The sequence below is a fragment of the Leisingera sp. ANG-M7 genome (assembly GCF_000813965.1).
Lineage (GTDB): Bacteria > Pseudomonadota > Alphaproteobacteria > Rhodobacterales > Rhodobacteraceae > Leisingera.
Genome location: NZ_JWLI01000007.1, coordinates 190,759 through 212,817 on the forward strand (window position 1 = coordinate 190,759; position 22,059 = coordinate 212,817).

At 61.7% G+C, this 22,059-nt stretch carries 19 protein-coding genes, 1 tRNA gene and 1 pseudogene; 11 read left to right on the forward strand and 10 right to left on the reverse strand.

The window, feature by feature from the left end; all coding sequences use genetic code 11:
- Positions 1-3 precede the first annotated feature (3 nt).
- The 3 genes from dgcA to RA26_RS10950 all read right to left on the reverse strand — a co-directional run bounded on the left by dgcA (position 4) and on the right by RA26_RS10950 (position 3,504).
- The gene (gene dgcA, locus RA26_RS10940) at positions 4-969 is read right to left on the reverse strand and encodes an N-acetyl-D-Glu racemase DgcA (RefSeq protein ID WP_039183707.1); all 966 of its coding nucleotides are present in this window, start codon (positions 967-969) and stop codon (positions 4-6) included.
- A gap of 151 nt (positions 970-1,120) precedes the next feature.
- Positions 1,121-2,122, reverse strand: a complete 1,002-nt coding sequence (dgcN, locus tag RA26_RS10945; RefSeq protein WP_039183708.1) for an N-acetyltransferase DgcN — start codon at positions 2,120-2,122, stop codon at positions 1,121-1,123.
- A gap of 110 nt (positions 2,123-2,232) precedes the next feature.
- Positions 2,233-3,504, reverse strand: coding sequence for an MFS transporter (locus RA26_RS10950; RefSeq protein ID WP_039183968.1), 1,272 nt, complete (start codon positions 3,502-3,504; stop codon positions 2,233-2,235).
- A 174-nt stretch (positions 3,505-3,678) separates the two neighbouring features.
- Here RA26_RS10950 and RA26_RS10955 point away from each other — a divergent pair, with 174 nt between their 5' ends.
- Both RA26_RS10955 and RA26_RS10960 read left to right on the forward strand, forming a co-directional pair.
- The gene (locus RA26_RS10955) at positions 3,679-4,638 is read left to right on the forward strand and encodes an L-malyl-CoA/beta-methylmalyl-CoA lyase (protein ID WP_039183709.1); all 960 of its coding nucleotides are present in this window, start codon (positions 3,679-3,681) and stop codon (positions 4,636-4,638) included.
- A gap of 66 nt (positions 4,639-4,704) precedes the next feature.
- Positions 4,705-5,319: a hypothetical protein gene (locus RA26_RS10960; RefSeq protein WP_039183710.1), complete on the forward strand. Its 615-nt coding sequence runs from the start codon at positions 4,705-4,707 to the stop codon at positions 5,317-5,319.
- A gap of 422 nt (positions 5,320-5,741) precedes the next feature.
- On the opposite strand, the gene RA26_RS10965 is transcribed toward RA26_RS10960, so the two are convergent.
- Positions 5,742-6,194, reverse strand: coding sequence for an Lrp/AsnC family transcriptional regulator (locus RA26_RS10965; protein ID WP_039183969.1), 453 nt, complete (start codon positions 6,192-6,194; stop codon positions 5,742-5,744).
- A gap of 73 nt (positions 6,195-6,267) precedes the next feature.
- Between RA26_RS10965 and RA26_RS10970 the strand changes: the two genes are divergently transcribed.
- Positions 6,268-6,864 (forward strand): LysE family translocator, encoded by a 597-nt coding sequence (locus RA26_RS10970; protein ID WP_039183970.1) that lies wholly within the window; start codon positions 6,268-6,270, stop codon positions 6,862-6,864.
- Positions 6,865-6,953: 89 nt separating this feature from the next.
- On the opposite strand, the gene RA26_RS10975 is transcribed toward RA26_RS10970, so the two are convergent.
- Positions 6,954-7,787 (reverse strand): AraC family transcriptional regulator, encoded by an 834-nt coding sequence (locus RA26_RS10975; protein WP_039183711.1) that lies wholly within the window; start codon positions 7,785-7,787, stop codon positions 6,954-6,956.
- 126 nt (positions 7,788-7,913) lie between these two features.
- Here RA26_RS10975 and RA26_RS10980 point away from each other — a divergent pair, with 126 nt between their 5' ends.
- Positions 7,914-8,876: an acetyl-CoA carboxylase carboxyltransferase subunit alpha gene (locus tag RA26_RS10980; RefSeq protein ID WP_039183712.1), complete on the forward strand. Its 963-nt coding sequence runs from the start codon at positions 7,914-7,916 to the stop codon at positions 8,874-8,876.
- Positions 8,877-9,199: 323 nt separating this feature from the next.
- Here the strand turns inward: RA26_RS10980 and RA26_RS22395 are convergent.
- Positions 9,200-9,964: pseudogene (locus RA26_RS22395) on the reverse strand (IS5 family transposase).
- Between the two features lie 528 nt (positions 9,965-10,492).
- On the opposite strand from RA26_RS22395, the gene RA26_RS10995 reads away from it, so the two are divergent.
- Positions 10,493-10,582, forward strand: a tRNA-Ser gene (locus RA26_RS10995).
- A gap of 299 nt (positions 10,583-10,881) precedes the next feature.
- On the forward strand, positions 10,882-11,505 hold the full coding sequence (locus RA26_RS11000) for a hypothetical protein (protein ID WP_039183714.1): 624 nt from the start codon (positions 10,882-10,884) through the stop codon (positions 11,503-11,505).
- Between the two features lie 101 nt (positions 11,506-11,606).
- Here RA26_RS11000 and RA26_RS11005 read toward each other — a convergent pair whose 3' ends face one another.
- Genes RA26_RS11005 through RA26_RS11015 form a run of 3 tightly spaced genes read right to left on the reverse strand, consistent with a single transcriptional unit; the run spans position 11,607 to position 15,885 of the window.
- Entirely contained in the window at positions 11,607-12,998 is a 1,392-nt protein-coding gene (locus RA26_RS11005; RefSeq protein ID WP_206540431.1) for a dicarboxylate/amino acid:cation symporter, read from the reverse strand.
- Positions 12,999-13,057: 59 nt separating this feature from the next.
- A complete protein-coding gene (locus tag RA26_RS11010) occupies positions 13,058-14,491 on the reverse strand; it encodes an amino acid racemase (RefSeq protein ID WP_039183716.1) in 1,434 nt (477 codons plus the stop codon).
- The gene (locus tag RA26_RS11015) at positions 14,491-15,885 is read right to left on the reverse strand and encodes an aspartate ammonia-lyase (protein WP_039183972.1); all 1,395 of its coding nucleotides are present in this window, start codon (positions 15,883-15,885) and stop codon (positions 14,491-14,493) included. The genes RA26_RS11010 and RA26_RS11015 overlap by 1 nt, the downstream gene beginning before the upstream one ends.
- A 186-nt stretch (positions 15,886-16,071) precedes the next feature.
- Between RA26_RS11015 and RA26_RS11020 the strand changes: the two genes are divergently transcribed.
- Positions 16,072-16,965, forward strand: coding sequence for a LysR family transcriptional regulator (locus RA26_RS11020; protein ID WP_039183717.1), 894 nt, complete (start codon positions 16,072-16,074; stop codon positions 16,963-16,965).
- A gap of 15 nt (positions 16,966-16,980) precedes the next feature.
- Here RA26_RS11020 and RA26_RS11025 read toward each other — a convergent pair whose 3' ends face one another.
- Positions 16,981-17,949 (reverse strand): LysR family transcriptional regulator, encoded by a 969-nt coding sequence (locus RA26_RS11025; RefSeq protein WP_152612584.1) that lies wholly within the window; start codon positions 17,947-17,949, stop codon positions 16,981-16,983.
- A 229-nt stretch (positions 17,950-18,178) separates the two neighbouring features.
- Between RA26_RS11025 and RA26_RS11030 the strand changes: the two genes are divergently transcribed.
- The 4 genes from RA26_RS11030 to RA26_RS11045 are packed head-to-tail and all read left to right on the forward strand — an operon-like array spanning position 18,179 to position 22,037.
- A complete protein-coding gene (locus tag RA26_RS11030) occupies positions 18,179-18,796 on the forward strand; it encodes a paraquat-inducible protein A (RefSeq protein ID WP_039183973.1) in 618 nt (205 codons plus the stop codon).
- Positions 18,763-19,407 (forward strand): paraquat-inducible protein A, encoded by a 645-nt coding sequence (locus tag RA26_RS11035; protein ID WP_193747606.1) that lies wholly within the window; start codon positions 18,763-18,765, stop codon positions 19,405-19,407. Before RA26_RS11030 ends, RA26_RS11035 begins: the two co-directional genes overlap by 34 nt.
- Positions 19,394-21,478 (forward strand): MlaD family protein, encoded by a 2,085-nt coding sequence (locus tag RA26_RS11040; RefSeq protein WP_052272384.1) that lies wholly within the window; start codon positions 19,394-19,396, stop codon positions 21,476-21,478. The genes RA26_RS11035 and RA26_RS11040 overlap by 14 nt, the downstream gene beginning before the upstream one ends.
- Before the next feature lies 1 nt (position 21,479).
- Positions 21,480-22,037: a PqiC family protein gene (locus tag RA26_RS11045; protein WP_039183719.1), complete on the forward strand. Its 558-nt coding sequence runs from the start codon at positions 21,480-21,482 to the stop codon at positions 22,035-22,037.
- The last annotated feature ends 22 nt before the right edge of the window (positions 22,038-22,059 follow it).

The window sequence follows — 22,059 nt, forward strand, 5'->3', positions numbered from 1 at the left end:
TCCTCAACCCCACAGGGCAGCCTTGGGCGGGTGCACGCCATCGGCATCAAATGTCAAAGGTTCCTCGCGGTCTTCGGCCAGAAGCAGCGGCCCGTCAAGATCCGTAACCGCCGCACCCTGCGCCACAAGCGTCGCGGGCGCCATCGCCAGCGATGAGCCGACCATGCAGCCGACCATCACCTGATAGCCCTCGGCCAGCGCTGCCTCACGCAGTTTCAGCGCCTCGGTCAGGCCGCCGGTCTTGTCCAGCTTGATGTTGACCACGTCATATTTGCCCTTGAGCTTGGGCAGGCTCTCGCGGTCATGGCAGCTCTCGTCGGCGCAGACTGGCACCGGGCGTTCCATTCCGATCAGGGCCTCATCCTCGCCTGCGGGCAAGGGCTGCTCCACCAGTTCCACGCCCAGGCGCACCAGATGCGGCGCCAACTCAGCGTAAACCGCTGCCGACCAGCCCTCGTTGGCGTCGATGATGATTTTGGCATCGGGCGCACCCGCGCGCACTGCTTCCAGACGGGGCATGTCATCGGGGGTGCCGAGCTTGATCTTCAACAGCGGCCGGTAGGCGTTTTCCGCCGCTTGCTTCTGCATGTTCTCAGGCGTGTCGAGCGACAGCGTATAGGCCGTGATCTCCGCCTTAGGCTCCGGCAGGCCTGCCAGTTCCCAGACGCGTTTGCCTGCCTGTTTTGCCTCCAGATCCCACAGCGCGCAGTCAACCGCGTTGCGGGCGGCGCCGGCGGGCAGCAGCGACTGCAGCTCTTCGCGGGTGAAATCGGCAGGCAGGCCTTCGATTTCAGCGGTCACGCTTTCCAGTGTTTCATTATAACGGGCATAAGGCACGCATTCGCCCCAGCCGGTGACGCCGTCCTTTTCCACCCGCACGGTCAGCACCTTTGCCTCGGTGCGCGAGCCGCGCGAGATTGTGAAGACCTGCGCCAGTTTGAAGACGTCCGGGGTGACGGTGATGTTCATGAAACTGCCCTTTCCTGCGGCCCTGCGCGCGCCGCGGCGGGCCTTGGCATGATGCCCTTCATCCGGGGCACCCGCTCTTTCATCTTTCCAAAAATACTCCCGCCGGAGGCATCCCAGGCTGCGCCTGAGCACCTCCGGCGGGGCTGTTAGATCAGACCGCTGCCAGCGCGTCCACCAGGCGGCCGGCGCCGTGGCGGTACGGGTCGACGGCGGGCAGGCCCATACGCTCTTCGACTTCGGCCAGGTATTTCACGGCTTCGTCTTCGCTGAGGTGCTGGGTATTCACCGAGATGCCGACGATCTGACAGGCCGGGTTGGCACGCTGTGCCAGCGGCAGGGCCACGTCGCGCAGCTCTTCCAGGGTCGGCACGTCATATTCCGGCAGGCCGCGCATATGGGTGCGGGTCGGCTCGTGGCACAGGATCAGCGCGTCCGGCTGGCCGCCGTGCACAAGCGCCATGGTGACGCCCGAGTACGAGACGTGGAACAGCGAGCCCTGGCCCTCGATCAGGTCCCAGTGATCTTCGTCGTTGTCCGGGGTCAAGTACTCGATGGAGCCTGCCATGAAGTCCGCAATGACCGCGTCCAGCGGCACGCCGTGGCCGGTGATCAGAATGCCGGTCTGGCCGGTGGCGCGGAAGGTCGACTTCATGCCGCGCTCGCGCATTTCGTTGTCCATCGCCATGGCGGTGTACATCTTGCCGACCGAGCAGTCGGTGCCAACCGCCAGGCAGCGCTTGCCGGTGCGGGGCTTGCCGTTGGCAATCGGGTAGCCGACGGTGGGCACGCGCACGTCGTGCAGGGTGCCGCCGTGGGTCTGGGCCGCGGCCACCAGGTCGCCTTCGTCGCGCAGCAGGTTGTGCAGGCCGGAGGCCAGATCATAGCCCATTTCCAGCGCTTCGATCAGCACTTCCTTCCAGGCTTGGGAAATCACGCCGCCGCGGTTGGCAACACCGATCACCAGCGTCTTGGCGCCGGCTTCCTTTGCTTCGGCCAGGGTCAGGTCTTTCAGGCCCAGGTCGGCGCCGCAGCCCGGCAGGCGGATCTGGCCGACGGCGTGGTCGGGGCGCCAGTCACGGATGCCGATGGCAACTTTGGCGGCCAGCATGTCGGGCGCATCGCCCAGGAACAGCAGATAAGGGGTTTCGATCATGGCGGGTTTCCTCTTCACTCTTGCCGGTGAGTTTGCGGAGATTCCCGCACAAGTTCATACCTATTCCGCTGCACGGCGCGCCTGGGGCGCAAGTTTCTCCTGCAATTTAGTTATTTTGGCGTAGATTTCTGCGTTAAGTCACTATTGCTGACATTATTTTCCTCTTCCAGCCAGGATTCGGCCTGAAGCACCCCGGTTTGAGGCGCGCCAAGCACCGCAATCGCCTGCTGGGAGCCGGTTTCCTCCGGCGCATCGGCCTGCGTCCGCCGCAGCGCGGCAACGCCCGCAACCATAAAACACAGGGCTGCAAGCAGGATCAGCAATCCATTTCCGTCAGCAATGCTGACCATATTTGGGGCCGCCAGCGTGCCTCCGAACTGGCCGACGTTCAAAAGGAACACCATCGCGCCGCTAGCTGGCACAATCTGCGCCGGTTTCAGCTGGTCATTGGCATGGGCGGAGCAGACCGCATACATCGGCAGGCTTGCGCCTGCGAGCACTGCAAAGCCGATCACCAGCGCCTGCGGCGTGGGGGTGGCCAGCATCCACAGGCAGGCCGCGGCACCAATGACGCCCAGCCCCATCAGCACCAGCCGCCGGTCGGTCTTGTCGCTGATCCAGCCGACCGGGTACTGCACCACGGCGCCAACCACCATTGCCACCACCAGAACGCCTGAGGCCTCTGCCGGGCTCATGCCGCGCGACAGCGCATAAAGGGGCAGTGCAATGAACCAGCCGGCCACGGCGGTTGCGCTCACCAGATTGCCAAGCACCGCCATCGGGGACACGCGGTACAGTTTGCGCACCGGCATCCGGTCCGGCACCTCGTATTCCGGCGCCTTGTTGCCGGACAGCAGCAGCGGCACGATCGACAGGGAAATCAGGATCGACACTGCCCCGAACAAGAGGTTGCCGCTGGGATCAGGCAGTGCCACCAGTGCAGTGCCAATAGCGGGGCCTGCCATCCAGATCATGAAATAGATCGACAGGATCTGCGCCCGGTTGCTGTTTTCCGATTTCGCCTGCAGCCAGCTTTCGGTGATCACATACATGCCGGGATAACAAACCCCGGCCAGGAACCGCATCGCCGACCAGGAATAGGGGTCGGAGGTCAGCAGATGCAGGATCGCCGAGATCGACACCAGCGAGGCAAGCGCCGAAAACGCCCGGATATGGCCCACCTTGGCCACCATCCCCGGCGCCATCACCGTGCCCAGCAGGGCACCGGCCGGATAGGCCGCCTGCATGATCGAAATGGTGAGGTCGGAGAAGCCAAGCCCCGCGCCCCGGATTGTCAGCAGGGTGACCAAGAGGCCGTTGGCCACCATCAGCATCAGCATGCCCAGAAACAGGGCCCAGTTTTCAATGAATGCACGTCTCATGCCCGGGTGCTCGCACAGGCTCCCTGCCGGTTCGCGCCTGTTTGCGGCAATGTTTCCGGCGCCGCATTGCAGCGGCAATTTCTGCGTGTGCAAAATTCCCTTGCACATGTTCGCGCAACTTTCTAACACTTCAACCCAGCAGAATTGAAACGTCATTACCCGGAGGATTGCCCCATGAGCTTCCGCATCCAGCCCGCCGCCCCGGCACGCCCCAACCGTTGCCAGCTGTTCGGTCCCGGCTCCAAAGTGAAGCTGTTCGAGAAGATGGCGGCCTCGGCAGCGGATGTCATCAACCTCGATCTGGAGGATTCGGTGGCGCCGGATGACAAGGACCAAGCCCGCGCCAATGTGATCGAGGCGATCAATAGCGTGGACTGGGGCAATAAATACCTTTCGGTGCGGATCAACGGTCTCGACACGCCCTACTGGTACCGCGACGTGGTGGACATTCTGGAACAGGCCGGCGACCGGCTGGATCAGATCATGATCCCCAAGGTGGGCTGCGCTGAGGACGTCTACGCGGTGGACGCGCTGGTCACCGCTATCGAGCGCGCCAAAGGCCGCGCCAAGCCGGTTTCATTCGAGGTGATCATCGAATCCGCGGCAGGCATCGCCCATGCGGAGGAGATCGCCAAGTCCTCTCCCCGGCTGCAGGCGATGTCGCTGGGCGCTGCAGACTTCGCCGCGTCGATGGGGATGCAGACCACCGGCATCGGCGGCACCCAGGAAAACTACTACATGATCCGCGAAGGCCAGAAGCACTGGTCCGACCCGTGGCACTGGGCACAGGCGGCGATTGTCGCGGCCTGCCGCACCCACGGCATTCTGCCGGTCGACGGCCCGTTCGGCGACTTCTCCGACGAGGACGGCTATATCGCGCAGGCGAAACGCTCCGCGACGCTGGGCATGGTCGGCAAATGGGCGATCCACCCCAGCCAGATCAAGCTGGCCAACGAGGTTTTCACCCCGTCTGATGAGGCGGTCGCAGAAGCCCGCGAGATCCTGGCGGCGATGGAAGAGGCCAAGGCCTCCGGCGCCGGCGCAACAGTATACAAAGGCCGTCTGGTCGACATCGCCTCGATCAAGCAGGCAGAGGTGATTGTGGCGCAGGCCGAACTGATTGCGGGCAGCTGACGCCGGTCCGCGGCTTAAGGTTTCAAGGGCGTCCCCAGGGGGCGCCCTTTTTGATTGGAGAGAAAGATGCCGGATTTGACCTTGCTGCATACGGCTGAGGTGCATGTGGAAACCTTTCGCGCGCTGGCGCCGCGGGCGGATCTGAACCAGCAGGTGCGCACCGATTGGCTGGAGCGGGCTCAGGGCGGGATTGATGTGCGCCTTGAGGCAGAGATTGCTGCGGCCATTGCAAGGGCGGACGGGCCGGTCTTGTGTACCTGCACCACGCTTGGCCCGGCGGCGGAAAAGGCGGGGGCTACCCGCATCGACTGGCCGATGATGCAGGAAGCGGCGCGCACCGGCGGGCCGGTGCTGATGGCCTATTGCCTGGAGAGCACCGCTGAGCCTTCAGAAGCGCTACTGCGCCATGCCTTCGGGGCGCGTGACCCGGAGCTTACTTGCCTGGAATTGGGCCAGCACTGGCCGCTGTTCGAGGCTGGGGACAGCGCGGGCTTTGCAGCTGCAGTTGCAGAGGATGTGGCGGAGGCGCTGGCGGCGATGGATTTTGCCTGCGTGGTGCTGGCGCAGGCCTCGATGGCCGGGGCGGCTGAGCTGCTGCGGGAGCGGACGAGGGTGCCGGTGCTGGCCTCGCCGGAGATTGCCGTGCGGGCCTTGCTCGCGGAACATGAGGGGGGCGCCTGACCTTGCGGCACGGCATGAGTTTTTCCCAGCCAAGGCCCCTGCCTTGCCGGTGTGTCTGGTCCGTATCTGCCTGTTTCCATGTTCCGGTTCAACGGAAGTGTTATGGATTGACGGCCCCGCCAAAATGGCGGAGATGGACGGGCGTATCCGCCCGCGTGCTAAACGTTGTCTCTGCACGGCCCCGCTGCCAGGCGGGAGTCCGGTTCCAAGGGTGCCGGGGAGCCAAGCCCCGGCGGGTGATCGCGACCGGGAACAAGACTGCCACCGGTGGCTTAAGATCCGGTGAGAGCAGCGTACGCAGGGTGCGCAACACCCGCAGGCGCGCCTGAATCCAACGCAGCGCAGTGAGTATTTAAGGAAAGATGAAGCGCATCTGTCTTTCATCTTTCCCCAAATACTCAAAATCCAGCCTCAGCCGGAGTTCACGCCCGCAGGTCCTTGGGCGAGCCCATCACCACATAGGTGGTGATCGCAGTGACATAAGGTGAAGTGCCGAGGATATCGGTGTGGAACTTCTTGTAGCTGGGCAGATCGGCGCATTCGACCCGCAGCAGATATTCGATTGTGCCAGTGATATTGTGGCACTCCACCACTTCCGGCGCCGCCTGCATGGCGCGCTCAAACGCCTCCTGCGCCTCCTTGGTATGCTCGCCCAGGCCGACGCCGATGTAGGTGGCAAAGCCCACGCCCAGTTTTTGCCGGTCCAGCACCGCGCGGTAGCCAGTGATAACACCTGTGCGCTCCAGTTCCTGCACCCGGCGCAGGCAGGCGGAGGGCGACAGGCCCACCCGCTCTGCCAGTTCCAGATTGCTGATCCGGCCGTCCCGGCTGAGTTCTTGCAATATCTGCTGGTTTATCTTGTCATTCTTCGCCATTAGTTGCGAAAATACGTGCAAGACACGGCAGAACGCAATTTCATTTAGTGCGTTCGGCGCAATGATTTTGCGCATGACCTACGAACTCCTCACCGCGCTTGCGCTTTTCGCCTTCGTCTCCTCGATCACACCGGGGCCGAACAACCTGATGCTCATGGCCTCAGGCGCCAATTTCGGCTTCCGCCGCACCATTCCGCATATGCTGGGGGTGGCGCTAGGGTTCGTGTTCATGGTGCTCTTGGTCGGCGCCGGGCTGGTGCAGGTGTTTGATGCCTTCCCGGTCAGCTACACGGTGCTGAAAGCAGTGTCGGTTCTCTATCTGCTGTGGCTGGCGTGGAAGATCGCCAATGCCGCGCCGGTGCAAGCCAAGGGGACTGAGGGGCGCCCAATGACGTTTCTGCAGGCGGCAGCATTTCAGTGGGTGAACCCCAAGGCCTGGGCGATGGCCCTAACCGCAATCAGCGCCTACACGCCGGATCAGACGCTGGCGGCCATCCTGCTTGTGGGGGTGATTTTCGGAGCGATCAACCTGCCCTCTGTCGGATCCTGGACGGTGCTGGGCCAGCAGATGGCGCGGTTCCTGACCAGCCCGCGGCGGCTGGTGCTGTTCAACTGGACCATGGCGGCGCTGCTGGTGGCTTCACTCTATCCGGTGATCTGGCCGCAATAACGCAGGTGCCTCTTCCTGCCCGAAGGGGCGGAGCGCCCGCCCCCGCGCGAGAGGGCGGGCGCTGCCCGGCCTTCCGGCCGGGCGGTACATCATTTCAGGGGCAGGCAGATCTCAGTCAGAAGATCCTCCGGCGCGGTGTCGCGGGGATTGTTGAGATAGACCTCATAGCAGGGCTGATCCGCAGGCTCCTCCCCCGATGCGGGCAGCCAGTTGCCGAACAGGCTGTGATAGGCGGCGTGGATGCCGGAATACGGGCCCTTGTAGGTCAGCACCGCGGCCCGGCCGCCGGGCAGGCTCACCTCCTCCATGCCGTCAGGCAGTGCATCGCCGTTGAACTCTGCGCCGGCGAAGCTGCGCAGGTCGGCTTCTGCCACTTCATCCGGGCTGTCGAAATAGACGCCAAGCACCGCGCCCAGCTGCGGCCACAGCTGGCGGCTCTCGCAGATCGCCCCGAGGGCTTCAAAGCTCTTGCCGATCTCGTGGTAGGCGCCCTTGTGCGGCAGGCCGGCAAGGCGGCGGGCGGGGTCGGTTCGGGTGATCACGTCATACATGGGATAGCTTCCTGTTCTGAGGGCTGGGTTGGGCAGCCGCACCTGGCCGTCTCGGCGGAAGGCCGCCGGGCTGCTGCCATAGGACTCAGAGAACGCGCGGGAGAAGCTGTTCTGGTTCGGATAGCCAGCGCGGGCGGCCACCTGTGCGATGGGCATCTTGTCCATCACCAGCCAGACCGCGGCGCGGTGCAGCCGGATCCGGCGCACGGCCTGGGCGCAGGTCTCACCGGTCAGGGCGCGAAACACCCGGTGCCAGTGGAACCGCGACATCGCCGCCACATCCGCGAGCCGGTCCAGCGACAGGTCGCCATCGGTGTTATCGTGGATGTAGGCCAGAACGCGCAGGATCCGGTCTTCGTAGCTGGCAGCCATTGGCGGCGTCTCCTTCGTGTCTCTCTGCCCTCAGGTGATGGCATAAGCCTAGATCACAAATCTTGCTGAGTTGCATCTTGGCGCCGCTAAGGCCATATAGCTGCAAACCTGCAGAGCAGAGGCAACATGACCCAGTATCTGGAATTCGAAAAACCGCTGGCTGAAATCGAAGGCAAGGCGGAGGAACTGCGGGCGCTGGCGCGCGCGAATGAGGAAATGGACGTGGCGGATGAGGCCAAGGCGCTGGACGCCAAGGCGGAGCAGCTGCTGAAGGACCTCTACAAGAATCTGACGCCCTGGCGGAAATGCCAGGTGGCGCGCCATCCGGAACGTCCGCACTGCAAGGATTACATCGAGGCGCTGTTCACCGAGTACACGCCGCTGGCCGGCGACCGGAACTTTGCCGATGACCTGGCGGTGATGGGCGGGTTGGCGCGCTTCAACGACCAGCCGGTGGTGGTGATCGGCCACGAGAAGGGCAGCGACACCAAATCGCGCATCGAGCGCAACTTCGGCATGGCGCGCCCCGAAGGCTACCGCAAGGCGATCCGGCTGATGGAAATGGCCAGCCGTTTCAAACTGCCAGTGATCACCCTCGTCGACACTGCCGGCGCCTACCCCGGTAAAGGTGCCGAGGAACGCGGCCAGTCCGAGGCGATTGCGCGCTCGACCGAGATGTGCCTGAAGATCGGCGTGCCGCTGATTTCGGTGATCATCGGCGAAGGCGGTTCTGGCGGCGCAGTGGCCTTTGCCACGGCGAACCGCGTGGCGATGCTGGAGCATTCGATCTATTCGGTGATTTCCCCCGAGGGCTGTGCCTCGATCCTGTGGAAGGATGCCGAGAAGATGCGCGAAGCCGCTGAAGCGCTGCGCCTGACTGCGCAGGACCTGAACAAGCTGGGCGTCAACGACCGGATCATCCCGGAACCGCTGGGCGGCGCCCACCGCGATCCGAAGGCTGCGATCAAGTCCGTCAGCGGCGCCATCCAAGAGATGCTGGACGAACTGAAGGACATGGACGCCGCTGCGCTGGTCAAGGACCGGCGTCAGAAGTTTCTGGATATCGGTTCCAAAGGGCTGGCGGCATAAGCGCCAGTATCCAAGAAGATCAGAAAACCCGGCTGTGATGCCGGGTTTTTTGATTCCGGGCATTCACCTGGTTCATTTCGGAACGTTCACTGGCGGAGGTAATGATGCCTGAATGCACCGAGCGTCCGCACATTGTCTGCATCTTTGCAATAGCTGTCCTCAGCGTTTTCTTCTTGGAGGTGCAGCCCGCCTTCTCAAGCAAGCTGGGGCAGGTGAAGCTTTCGCGCTGCCTCCCTGCCCGTTTCAATATGCCGATGGCGCCAGCTGCCCGTCATCGTGGAAGAGCCAGAAAAACCCTGCTTCTGGCGGTCTAGGTTCAGGATTCATAACCAGAAAATTACTAACGCCGCGAGGGCGATTGCTGACAGGAAGACTTTCGGGCACCAGTCGTAGCAAGTTGCGACACGCCTTCAGTCCTTGAGCCTGCCAAACATGATCTCGATACGGTTGCGCCGCTAATATCGGCGCTTGTCGTTTCTGATAGCTTTCTTGCGCTGCTTTCGACCGGGGATGCAGGCGCGTATCCCTTTGTCGTTCAACGTTTCTCTGAACCAATCCGCATCTCACCCGCGATCCCCGAGAAGCCAACCGACTTTTGGCAAGCTGCTTGGCAGCGCCCGCGTGGCGATGTAATCGCTGACCTGCCCGGCGGTCACGAACAGGTTCAATGGACGCCTCTGCCTGTCGCATATGGCATGCAACTTCGTGTTCATGCCCCCTTTGGTCCGACCGATAAGGCGTCCACGCCCCTTTTTTTCACGCCCATGCTTGTCGCTGTTCGATGGGCCTTCAGAAAAGTTGCGTCCACTGCCCGGCAGTTGATTGCGCAGCAATCAATGAGAGGGGATCATCACAGTCTTCTCTTCGCTGTGACTGGAGGCCAGCCCGACCATCATTCGAGCAAAGATGCCTTTCTCGCTACAGCGCTTCCACCGGCTGTAAAGCGTCTTGTGCGGACCGTATTCAGAAGGCGCATCGCGCCAGCGCAAGCCATTGCGATTGATAAAGATAATCCCGCTCAGAACGCGCCGGTCATCGACGCGAGGTTTGCCGTGGGACCTGGGGAAGAAGGGTTCAAGACGCGCCATCTGCGCATCGCTCAGCCAGAAAATAGCTCTGAATCCTACGGCAGATCGGAAATCAATGCATCCTGACACCAGGTTCCAGTGCAATGCGGTTTGTAGACACTTGGCAAGGCGCATTTTTGAGGCCGTATGAGATCAGAGGCGCAGTGCTCCGTTTCGCTGAAGATTGCCGTCCGCATTCGCATGCGTGCGTTTGGGCGGATAAATTCAGCGCTTGACCCGCGGAGGGTTTTTCTCCGCTGCCCGGCGCATTCGGTTGTCTTGACGGTGCCGCACGATCCAGAACAGCATGCCCGCCCCACCGTCGGCCTGGCTTGCAGCCTGAACACGAACTGGATTTGCGGCGGGTGAATTCACTGGCGCAAAGTTACGATCAAGCAGGAAGCATGACTGCTCCGGTTTAGCACGCAAATCGCGTGCAGTTCTGCAAAAGCTCCGGGAAGCAGGCCGAAATTCCATGTTTTGCAGGAGCAGGAAGAAAATTGAAAAAACGCCTTGTCTCTCTAGGTTGCGGCACATATACGGGTCAGCGGAGACGTGGCCGAGTGGTCGAAGGCGCTCCCCTGCTAAGGGAGTAGGCGGGAAACCGTCTCGTGGGTTCGAATCCCATCGTCTCCGCCATCACAAATTTTTACTCTACCTTATCAATTGTTTACTTGGGATCATGGCAAACCCATTAGAGAGGTTCGCCGTGAACACCAGCTGCCTTCTTCTTCCGAGTCATCTTCTGCAACGCCCTTCCCTTCACCGGACATCGCTTATCCGCGGGGCCTGAAAGAATTCGGTTTGGCCAGGGGTGCTCACACTGCAGGTACGACCCTTCCAAGTATTGCCTTACCCTAGGCGCATGACCGCCTAACCTCACAGAACCTCACCGGCCGCCGCTTGAAGGTCCGGCGGTCTTCCATATAACCCGCGCCATGGCTGCAAAAATATTTTCAATGGAGGCGCGGGAGACCGGCGGTGCCCGGCTTACGCTCAACTACAAGCACGCCGACCGCAGCGGCATCCAGCGTATTTCCTGCGATCTGCCGCAAGCCGGCCTATTGCAACTGGTCCTCTTTGCGGAAGCGCTCAGCCTGCGCAAGCGCTTCGGAAATCCCATTGCATCGAACGTGTCGCTCGATGGGCTTGAGATGTCCTATGACCCGGCGCAGCGGAAGCTCCAAGTCGAGCGGCAGGCCGGTTATTCCAGGCAGATAGCATGCATTCCGGTTGAGGTTTTTCTCTCTGAGATGGCAGGCATGACCGACATCTGCATTGCCTGGGCCGAGGCATCAAAGAATGGGCCTGCGCTGAAGCGCCTGCTGGCCGGCTGCACGGCTCCGGCTGAGCTTGCAGTGCTGCTGGGGCAGGACGAGGCTGACCTGGCCATGCATCAGCTGCGGGAAATGGCCGTGCTGCTGCTGGCGCAGGAAACCTCTGCCCGTGGTTCTGCGCTTGCCCGAAAATTGCGCGGAAAGAAATCTCAGGACCAAGCGCGAGAGGCTGTCAGCGGCCTTGTACTGGAGCTTGCTGCTGAACTCGTTCCAATTTCCGCCTAAGCCAGAACAGGCGGGTGCTGCGAGGGACGGAGTAAGGGGCGGCACCCTGCCCGCATACCGGCCGCACCTACCGGTGCGGCCGCAGTGATGTGCTTGAAATGTTACGCCCGTGAAACGCCGGGGGTTTTCAGCACATGGGGAGTGTCATACGCCTCCAGATCAATTTGATCTTCAGACTTCGCAATCAGCACCGTGCAGGCTGCGTCGCCCGTGACATTGAGCGCGGTGCGCGCCATGTCGAGAATGCGATCAATGCCTGCAATGATGGCAACACCTTCCAGAGGCAGACCGACGGAGGTCAGAACCAGCGACAGCATGACCAGCCCGGCTCCGGGAACACCTGCGGTGCCGATGGAGGCAAGCGTCGATGTCAGAATGATTGTGGCGTATTCCGCCATGCCCAGTTCCATTCCAAAGGCCTGCGCCACAAAAAGAGCAGCAACACCCTGGTACATTGCGGTGCCGTCCATGTTGATCGTCGCGCCAAGCGGCAGCGTGAAGCTTGCAACTGACCGGTTAACACCAAGGTTCTGCTGCACGGCAGTCATTGTAACAGGAAGTGTTCCCGAGGAGGATGTGCTGGTGAAGGCCACGATCTGCGGTTCAATGATGCCCTGGAAGAAGCGGACCGGGTTCAAGCGCGCAAAGACCGAAACGAGACCGCCGTAAACGATCAGCGCGTGCAGGAAGCAGCCGATATAGAGCGCAGCGATGACGGTGCCCAGAGGCAGCAGAAGATCAAGCCCGTAGGTTCCGGCGACCCAGGCCATCAGCGCAAACACGCCGTAGGGGGCGAAACTGATCACAATCTCCGTCAGCTTTAGAACAACTGAATTCAGGGCTTCAAAGAACTCCCGCACCGGCTTGCCTGCTTCGCCAACCAGGTTGATGGCTAGACCGAACATGATTGCGAAAAAGATGATCTGCAGAACGTTTCCGTCTGCGGCGGCGGCAACCGGATTCTTCGGGACAATCCCGATGAGCTGCTGAATGAAGGGCGGTGAGGTTTTGGGTTCCATGGCGGCGGCGGCGCTCAAATCGATGCCCGCACCGGGTTGCATCAGCAACCCCAAAGTCAGGCCGATCGTAATCGCAAATGCGGTGGTGCCCAGATAGAAAACGATCGATTTCAAGCCAATGCGCCCCATGCGCGCCATGTCGCTGACGGATGTCATGCCGCATACGAGCGACACGAAGATCAGCGGGACAATCAGCATTTTGATAAGTGACAGGAACAAGGTCCCGATGTTCTTGATCATGCCGGCAATTGCCTGGTTGCCGGTCGCGTTCAGCAGAACGCCTGTAATCACTCCAAGTACAAGTGCGATTACGATTTGCTTCCACAGAAGCATGTTTCTCCAAGGTGCCAAAAACCCTGTTTTTTGACTGGTATTCGCCATGAGGACCTCCCTTTCCATGGCAGCCGAACGGATCAAGCTGCCGGCAGTCGCAGCATGGTACCAGTTCGGTGACGGGCAGCGTCGCGCAAACATGGAAAGGGCGTTGCAAACTTTGCAACGCCCTTTCAGCCTCCAAGAGGAAACCGGTTCCTCTAGGGTTTTGCCAGGTGCACACATTTACGGGCCAGCACATCGGTTGGGTCAACGGCCAGCGCTCCCAGTTCGCCAGCGCCCGCTGTTACAAGCAGAGGAAGTTCCGTGCAGCCGAGAATGACCGCTTCGGCGCCGCGCGTGACCAGGTGGGAAAAAGCCCGGGTTACCTGCTCCTTGCAGAGGCCCTCAATGTGCCCCGCCTTGACGCCGGCCGGGCCGTAGATGGCTTCCATGATCAAATTTTGATGCTGCTCATCGGGAACGATGTGGCAAAGGCCAGCCTCCTCAAGCGCCTGCTGATACAGGCCGCTTCGTATTGTGCCATCGGTGCCGAGTATCCCGACCGTGCGCGTCCCGGGAGAATTCTCCCTGATGTGGTCCGTGGCCGCTGACAAAATGCTAATGATCGGAACGTCGAGATGGCGCTGGATGCGATCGACATAGGCGTGGGCGGTGTTGCAGGGGATGACCAGAATATCGGCCCCGCCGCGTTCCAGCTTCTTGCAGGTGGAATAGAGTGCGACTGTCGGATCGGTTCCTGATCCCACCAGGTTTTCAGTCCGGTCAGGGATTTGCGGGTTTTGTTCGACCAGCACCTTGATGTGATCCTGATCGCAGGCAGCCTCTGTCCCCTTGACCAGTTTGGAAAGGAAATCCACCGTCGCGGCAGGTCCGACACCGCCAACCACACCGACCTTGAACCGGCGGCGGCGGCCTGGATGCGTCTCCTTCAGCGCGTGTTCCGCATAAACCGCTGCGGTGTCGATGGCTGTCATCCCCTCCGGCAAGTCAAGCTGATCAAGCAGCAGGGGCAATTCGGAAAGCCCGGGCACAAAAACCGCCGCCCCCTGCTCCGAAAGGCTGGCAAGGGCTGCGTTGATAGGTTGCAACACCTCATCCCTGCGGTTGCCGGTTTTGAAGCCGTTGCCGCCATAGACTGCCTCCATCACGGCGCTTTCCAAATCAGTGGCAGGATAGACAACCTGCACATCGTCGCCGAACAGGTTCTCGAACAGGCCGTTCTCCCTGACAAAAGGCGTTGCGATCACGCCAATCTTCTCCGGTTGTGGTTTCAGCTTCGCAACGGCAGTTCTGATTGCGCCGGTCATGCTGATGAGCTTCAGCTCCAGCTCCTCTTCCAGCTCATGCAGGAAACTATGCGTTACAAAACAAGGGAGAAGAGCCGCATCGCATCCATCCCGCTGCATGCGGGACAGCGTATCAAATACGTAAAGCTTCCGGTTTGTGGGAATGTAGGCCGGCTCCTTGGGGGACACGGGTTCGCGCAGTGGCTTCTGATGGAAAATCAGCTCCCGGTGATCCTCTTCCGACCTGACCGGGGTCATCTGCACAATTCTGTTCAGCAGATCGGCTCCGGCGAGGGCGCCCAGGCCTCCAACGATTCCCAGGCGGAGAGACTGGTTTCTGTTCATCAGGCGTTCTCCGGTATCCTGCCCTGAAGATGTTTCAGGGCTGTCTCGGCCAATTCTTCCGGCAATGCCGGCAGTGCAGCGGACTGCAGACTCAGACCGTTTGCTTGCGCATATTTTGCAAGTTTGGTCGCAGCTTCATAGCCGATTACGGGGGCGAGCGCAGTTACTTGCACAAGACTATTGCTCAGCAGAAACTGGCATCTTTCCTCATCTGCTATGATGCCGTCCACGCACCGGGTCCGCAGCACGTTCATTGCACTGGTCAGTGACCCCATTGTTTCCAGCACCTTATGGATGATGACAGGCTCCATCGCGTTGAGCTGAAACTGGCCTGCCTCGGCGGCCATGGTGACAGTCAGATCATTACCAATCGCCTGATAGCAAACTTGATTGACCACTTCCGGAATGACCGGGTTCACCTTCCCGGGCATGATGGAGGACCCCGCCTGAACCGGCGGCAGAATGATCTCGCCAATTCCAGCCCGTGGCCCGGAGGACATGAGGCGCAGGTCGTTGCAAATCTTGGATAGTTTGATGGCCACCCGCTTGAGCGTGCTTGAAAACATCACAAAGGCGCCCAGATCAGAGGAGGCCTCAATCAGGTCCGGGGCCAGTTGAAGCGGTTCGCCCGTTATTTCGCGCAGGTGCGCAACAGCTGCTTCGCCGAAATTCGCAGGAGCATTGATGCCGGTGCCAATAGCTGTACCCCCAAGGTTCACTTCCGTCAGAAGACGGGACAGGTCGCAGAGGCGGTCTGCGTCCTCGTTTATCGTCGTGGCGTAACCCCGGAACTCGGCGCCAAGCGGCATCGGCACAGCATCCTGAAGCTGCGTGCGCCCGACTTTCATGATTTGCTGAAACTCCGTTGCCTTATTGCCGAATGAATTGGTCAGCCGGTGCATTGCCTCAATAAGAGGGGTGATCCGCGAGAGGACGGCAAGCCGGATTGCGGTGGGATAGACATCGTTTGTGGACTGCGAGCGGTTCACGTCGTCATTCGGGTGAAGCCGGCCGTAGGCGCCAAAATCCGCACCGAGCTTCTTCAGCCCGAGATTCGCGATGACCTCGTTGGCATTCATATTGGTCGATGTGCCGGCTCCGCCCTGCATGACATCGATAACAAACTGATCGTGATGGCGGCCGCCGATGATCTCATCGCAGATGCCGGCAATGGCCACCGCCTTCCCGGCGGGCAAAGCGCCGAGATCCCGGTTCGCCAGCGCACAAGCCTTTTTGACGGAAGCCAGGCCAACGATCAATTCCGGATAATGGCTGATTGACACTCCAGTAATCGGGAAGTTCTCCAGCGCCCGCTGGGTCTGACTGCCCCACGCGGCGGCCAGCGGGATCTTCACCGGGCCAAGACTGTCGGACTCTGTTCGGTAGTTGCTCATCATCTGTGACCTTTTTCTGCGGTCTCGCAGCCGGCATCAGGAAACGCGGAGCCGGGAGACCGTTATCGTGCAGGCCGGAACTTACTGCTGCCCGCCCCATGCACCCATGACAACCTGCGCAAGAATGTTGCAAACTTTGCAACCCGATCCTACCGTTCGGGGACCCCTTTCAGATGGAGAAGACAGGTGGAGATCGACTGGCTGGAAGACTTTTTGGCCCTTTCGGCCGCGGGTGTGTTTGCCCGCGCCGCGGATGCGCGGAACATAAGCCAGTCAGCCTTTACACGACGGATCAAAAACCTGGAAAACTGGACAGGGACTCCGTTGTTTGACAGGAGCGTGCACCCTGTTGAGCTCACCGCGGCAGGCAGGGCTTTCAAGCAAACCGCCATCGACACAGTTGCGGCGCTGAAGCAATCCAAAAGCGATATACGCGGCCTGTCCCGCCAGGAAGCATCAGTGCTGGACTTCGTCGCGCTTCATACCCTGGCCATTTCCTTCTTTCCGGCGTGGCTCATGCGCATGTCCAGCCACCTTGGTCCCATCAAGTCCAGGCTGGTTGCGGAAAACTTCTCTGGCTGCGCGGAGGCAATACTGTGCGGAAGCGCAGACTTCATGCTGTGCTACCACCATCCTGCCGTCCCCACGATTTCTGATGAAAACCGGTACCCGTCCTCGACGATTGCCAAAGACCGGATCATAGCCGTCAGCAGTGCCGGTGCTGACGGGCGCGCCAAGTTCAGCTTGGAGGGCGATGACCCGGTGCCGCTACTATCCTATTCCCCCGACACCTTTCTGGGCCGGGTGTCCCAGGTTTGCCTGGAACGGGGGAACTTAAGCAGCAAAGTGGACCCCATCTATGAAAACTCGGTTGCTGAAGCGCTAAAATCCGCTTGTCTCGCCGGGCTGGGAATTGCTTTCCTGCCCGAAGGAGCCGCGGAGCGGGAGCTGAAAGTCGGAACACTGCACAAAATCAGTCGGCCGGAATTCGAACTCGTCATTGACATAAAGCTTTACCGTTCAATCGAACGTTCCAGAGCGGAACTGGAACGCTTCTGGATGCTGGCTCAAAACCTCTGAGGGCTACAGCAGAGTTTACCGCGCTGAAGAAGCAGCACTTTTTGCCAGCGTCCAAAACCTCTCCACGGAAGGGCGGCTTCTCTCAATTGAGCGGTACAGCTTGATGGACATCCGGCGTTCAGAAAGATCGTCACTGATGCGCACAAGCTTGCCCTGATCAAGCATTGGCAGAATTGTCATCCGGGGCAGCCAAGCCACTCCCAGCCCCTCCGCACAGGCTGCTTTCTGCGCTTCAGCCACCGAGTTTTCGCTGCGGATCTCCAGTTTTTCTGCCAACCCTGCCCGCTTGATGGAGATCTCGCTCATCCGCCCCAGAAAGCTCTCCGGGGAATAGGCCAGGAACGGCAGTTTACCGTCCTGATCGAAGCGGTAGAGCGCGTTGCCGGAAGTGTCGGTGCCGGACACGGCCACAAGTCTGTCGTCCGCGATCCTGATTGACGGGTAGCGGTCATCCTTGGACATTGTGGCAATGGACGGATGATCATAACACAGCATGAAATCGGTTGCTCCGGCCATAAGAGTTTCAACACAGTCCGAGAAATTCTCGACCGCAAACTTGGTGTTGACCGGGCCAATGGCAGCGGAGACGTTTTTTATCCACGCTGGGATGAAGGAAATCGCGAGAGTGTGCAGAGCGGAAATACTGATGACATCCCCCTCGCGCCGCGCGAGTTGCTTCAGATCCTGCCGTGCCAGGCGAAGCGCATTCATGGTCTCATAGGCTGTTGGCCGGAAAGCCTCTCCGGCTGCTGTAAGAACCACCGGATGCACGCTTCTGTCAAACAGGACCGCCCCCGCCCAGTGCTCCAGATTCTTAATCCTGCGTGTGAATGCAGACTGGCTGATGTTTCGGGCGCTGGCGGCCTTGGCAAAGATTCCCGCCGAGGCAAGGGCCAGGAAATCCTCCAGCCATTCTATTTCCATACCTGCTCTCCTTAGGGCGCAATTGATTGTAGCGGCGAACAATGGCTGAAGGTGTTGCAAACCTTGCAACTCCCTTGCAAATTCTCTCTGGCAGCCTGGCACCAGCACCTGCGGGCCTGAGTGCTCGCAAAGGGGAAGGCCGCCGCTTTGCCGCCGCAGTTCGGGCCCGGCGCGACCGCGAAACGCGTCATATCCGGATTGATATCGCCCTCATTTTCGTGATCATGAGCGCCAGCTGCCGCTTGAACACACAGCATCTGGGCAGATGGCGGGAACGGACACTGAAGACATGCATACAGATCAGCTCATTGCCTGCCCGACCTGCGACGTGCTGAACCGCGATGAGGACGTGAAGCCCCATACGGTTGCCCGCTGCGCCCGCTGCGGCACGGTGCTGGCGGCGCCCAAGTCGGGCGCCATGACACGGATCGCGATGCTGTCGCTGACCGCGCTGGTTCTGCTGGCCGCCGCAGCCGGTTTCCCGTTCCTGGAGTTAAGGGCACAGGGCCTGTCGCATCAGGCGTCGGTGCTGGACGCCGTGCTCGCCTTTTCCAGCGGGCCGATGGCGCCCCTGTCGCTGGCGACCGCTCTGCTGATCGTGCTCTTGCCCGCGGCACGTTATTGCGCGCTGATCTACACTCTGGCGCCGATGGCACTGGGCTGGCGCCCGGCGCCGCATGCCGCCGCGGCCTACCGCTGGGCGGAGCGGCTGAAACCCTGGGCAATGGCTGAGATCTTCATCATCGGCGTGGCAGTGGCCCTGGTCAAAGTCTCTGGCCTGGCGCGGGTCGGGTTGGGGCCGGCTTTTTGGGCCTTTGCCGCGCTCCTGGTGGTAACCATTCTGACCGATAACGCAATTTGCAGACTGACCGTATGGAAAACCCTGAAAACCCGCAGCGCTTCCTGACCGCGGCAGCCGCCGGGCTGGCCGGCTGCCGCGTCTGCGGGACCGCCAACCCGGGCGGTGCCCGGGCCTGCACGTGCTGCGGCAGCCCGCTGGCAGCTGCCGACCCCGCCAGCCTGCAGCGCGTCTGGGCCTGGCTGGCGGCGGGGCTGATCGCCTATGTGCCCGCCAATGTCTACCCCATGCTGCGCACCACCACCTTTGGCCGCAGTTCCGAAAATACCCTGATCGGCGGCATTGCCGAACTGTTCAGCCACGGCTCCTACGGTGTGGCCCTGATCGTTTTTTTCGCCAGCATCGTGATCCCGGTGGCCAAGTTCCTGGCCATCGCCTATCTGGCGGTGTCCGTCCGCAAACTGGCAGCCCTTGGCAGCCATGGCCGGCTGGTGCTTTATGAGGTCGTCGAATTTATCGGACGGTGGTCGATGATTGATGTCTTTGTGGTGGCAATCCTGACCGCCCTCGTCCAGCTTGATTTCGCCGCTGCCATCGCCCCCGGCATGGCGGCGGTCAGTTTTGCAATATCGGTTGCCTTCACCATGCTGGCTGCCCAGAGTTTTGATCCGCGACTGATCTGGAACGCGGAAAGCGAGAATTTGAATGACCACGCCTGATCCCGCCCAGATGAACATCAAGGCCCGGCGCCCTTCACCCTGGCGCAACCTGTCATTTGTCTGGCTGGTGCCGCTGACAGCGCTGGCTGTGTCGCTTGGCGTGGCCTGGCAAGCCTATTCAGAGCGCGGCGTGCTGATCACCATAACCTTTGAAAACGCCTCTGGCGTTGCGGCCAATGAAACAACGGTGCGCTACCGCGACGTGGTGATCGGCCGGGTGGAGAAGGTCGGCTTTGCCGATGATCTGAGCAAGGTCTCCGTCCAGGCCCGCATCGACAAGGACATCGCCCCCTATCTGGACGCGGATGCCAACTTCTGGGTGGTCCGGCCGGAGGTTTCAGCGCGCGGCATATCAGGGCTCAGCACTGTACTGTCCGGCGTCTATATCGAAGGCAGCTGGGACCAGGAGCTGGGCACAGCGCAGACCGCATTCCAAGGCGCTGACGGCCCGCCGCTGGAACAGCCGGGCCGCGGCGGGCGGCGGATCACCTTGCGCACCGATGACGGGCGGATGATCTCTGAGGGCGCGCCGGTGCTGTTCCGCGGCATCGAGGTCGGGCGCCTGGAAACCCCGCGCCTGACCGTCAGCGGCGACAGCATCGTCGTCGATGCCTTCATCGAGGCGCCGCATGACCGGCGCATCAATTCTGCCACCCGGTTCTGGGACAGCTCCGGCTTCTCGGTCTCGATCGGCCCCAGCGGCCTGTCGCTGGACGTCGACAGTATCGCCTCCCTGGTGGCTGGCGGCATCGAATTCGACTCAGTCTTTGACGGTGGCCAGGCTGTTGGCCCCGGCACCGTCTTCGACATCCACACCGACGAGGCCGCGGCCCGCCGTACCGCCTTTGCGCGCACCCTGTCCGGCGGGGTTGCCGTCGCCGTCGCCTTTGACGAGTCGGTTGCGGGCCTGGCCAGCGGCGCGGAAGTGCAGCTGCGCGGAGTCAAGGTGGGCGAGGTCAGCAGCCTCAACGCCACCATTCAAAGCGGCAGCGATGAGGCCGAGGTGCGGCTGATCGCCAAACTGCTGCTGGAGCCTGCCCTGATGGGCTTGCCGCGCGGTGCGGGCGAGGCAGAAGCTCTTGATTTCCTTGAACAGGCGGTGGCCGGCGGCTTGCGCGCGCGACTGGCCTCTGCCGGTCTGTTCAGCTCGGAACTGCTCGTCGATCTGGTGACGCTGGAGGACGCGGGCCCCGCAGCCTTCAACCGCGAAGCAGAACCATTCCCAGAGCTGCCAAGCGCCCCCTCCGACCTGCCCGATTTCACTGCCACCGCCGAAGGCGCGCTGGAGCGCATCAGCGAACTTCCGGTGGAAGAGCTTATGGCGCAGGCCATTGCCACCCTAGCCAGCATTGAAAACCTGGCCGCTGCCGACAGCACCCGTCAGGCACCCGCCGCTGCGGTGGCACTGCTGGAGGACACCCGCGCACTGCTTACCGATCCGGGCACCCGCGCCCTGCCGGGAGAGCTGCAGGCGGCTGTAGCGGACGTGCGTGCCCTGCTGGCAGAGCTGCAGCAGGGCCAGGCTGCAGCCAATCTCGCAGCCGCGCTGGAAAAGGGCAGCGCGGCCGCTGCCGGTATTGCCGATGCTGCAGAAGATCTGCCTGCTCTGATCTCCGCCTTCAACGCACTGGCGGCCAAGGCCAATTCTCTGGAAACCGAAGAGCTGATCAGCTCCGCCCGACAGCTGATGAACAGCGCCGACGCGCTGATCGGCACCGAAGGCGCCCGCGCCCTGCCCCCGGCCCTAACCGGCGCCTTGGACGAAATGCGTGCAACGCTGGAGGAACTGCGTCGGGGCGGGCTGGTGGAGAATGCCAATGCCACCATGGCCTCTGCCCGCGGTGCAGCGGACGCTGTGGCGGCCGCTGCCAAGGGGCTGCCAGCGCTTTCAGCCCGGCTGGAGCGCCTCGTGGCCCAATCCGAGGCGCTGATCGCCTCCTATGGCGGCCACTCCAGCTTCAACTCCGAAACCCTGGACGCGCTGCGCGAGATCAAGACCGCCGCCCGTGCGGTGTCCCAGCTGGCACGCAAGATCGAACGCGACCCGAATTCCCTGCTGTTTGGAAGATAAGATGATTAACACCCTGAAATTTCTGCTTCCCATAACCCTGCTGGCGGCCTGCGCCGGGAGCAACGATCCACGCTATCTGATTTCCTCTGCACCGGGTGAAACCGTCGCCAACCTGCGCTCCCGTTCGATTGAGGTGCGGCTGGTGTCGCTGCCGTCCTATGCCGCGGCCTCGGACATCGTTGCGGAGGGCGAAGGCGGCGCGCTTTATGCGCTGGGTGGCGCGCAATGGGCAGACGACCCGGCCCGCGGCATGACCGCCGCCCTGGCCCGCGGCTTGAACCAGCGCACCGGCGCTGCCGCAGCCATCGAACCCTGGCCGCTGAACAGCGGCCCGGACGCGCGTCTGGATGTGCGGGTGGATCAGGTCTATGCCCGCGCCGATGGCCAGTTTGAGCTGTCCGGCCAGTTCGCGGTCTCCTCGCCCGAGGGCACAGTGCGCGAATTCGTGAAGCGGTTTGACATCACCACGCCCGTCAACGGCACCGGCCCGGCTGCCACCGCCGATGCCCTGGCACTAGCGCTGGCAGAGCTGGCCCGCCAGGTCTCAAAATCCCTTTAGACCGCCCAGCTGGAATCTTCCG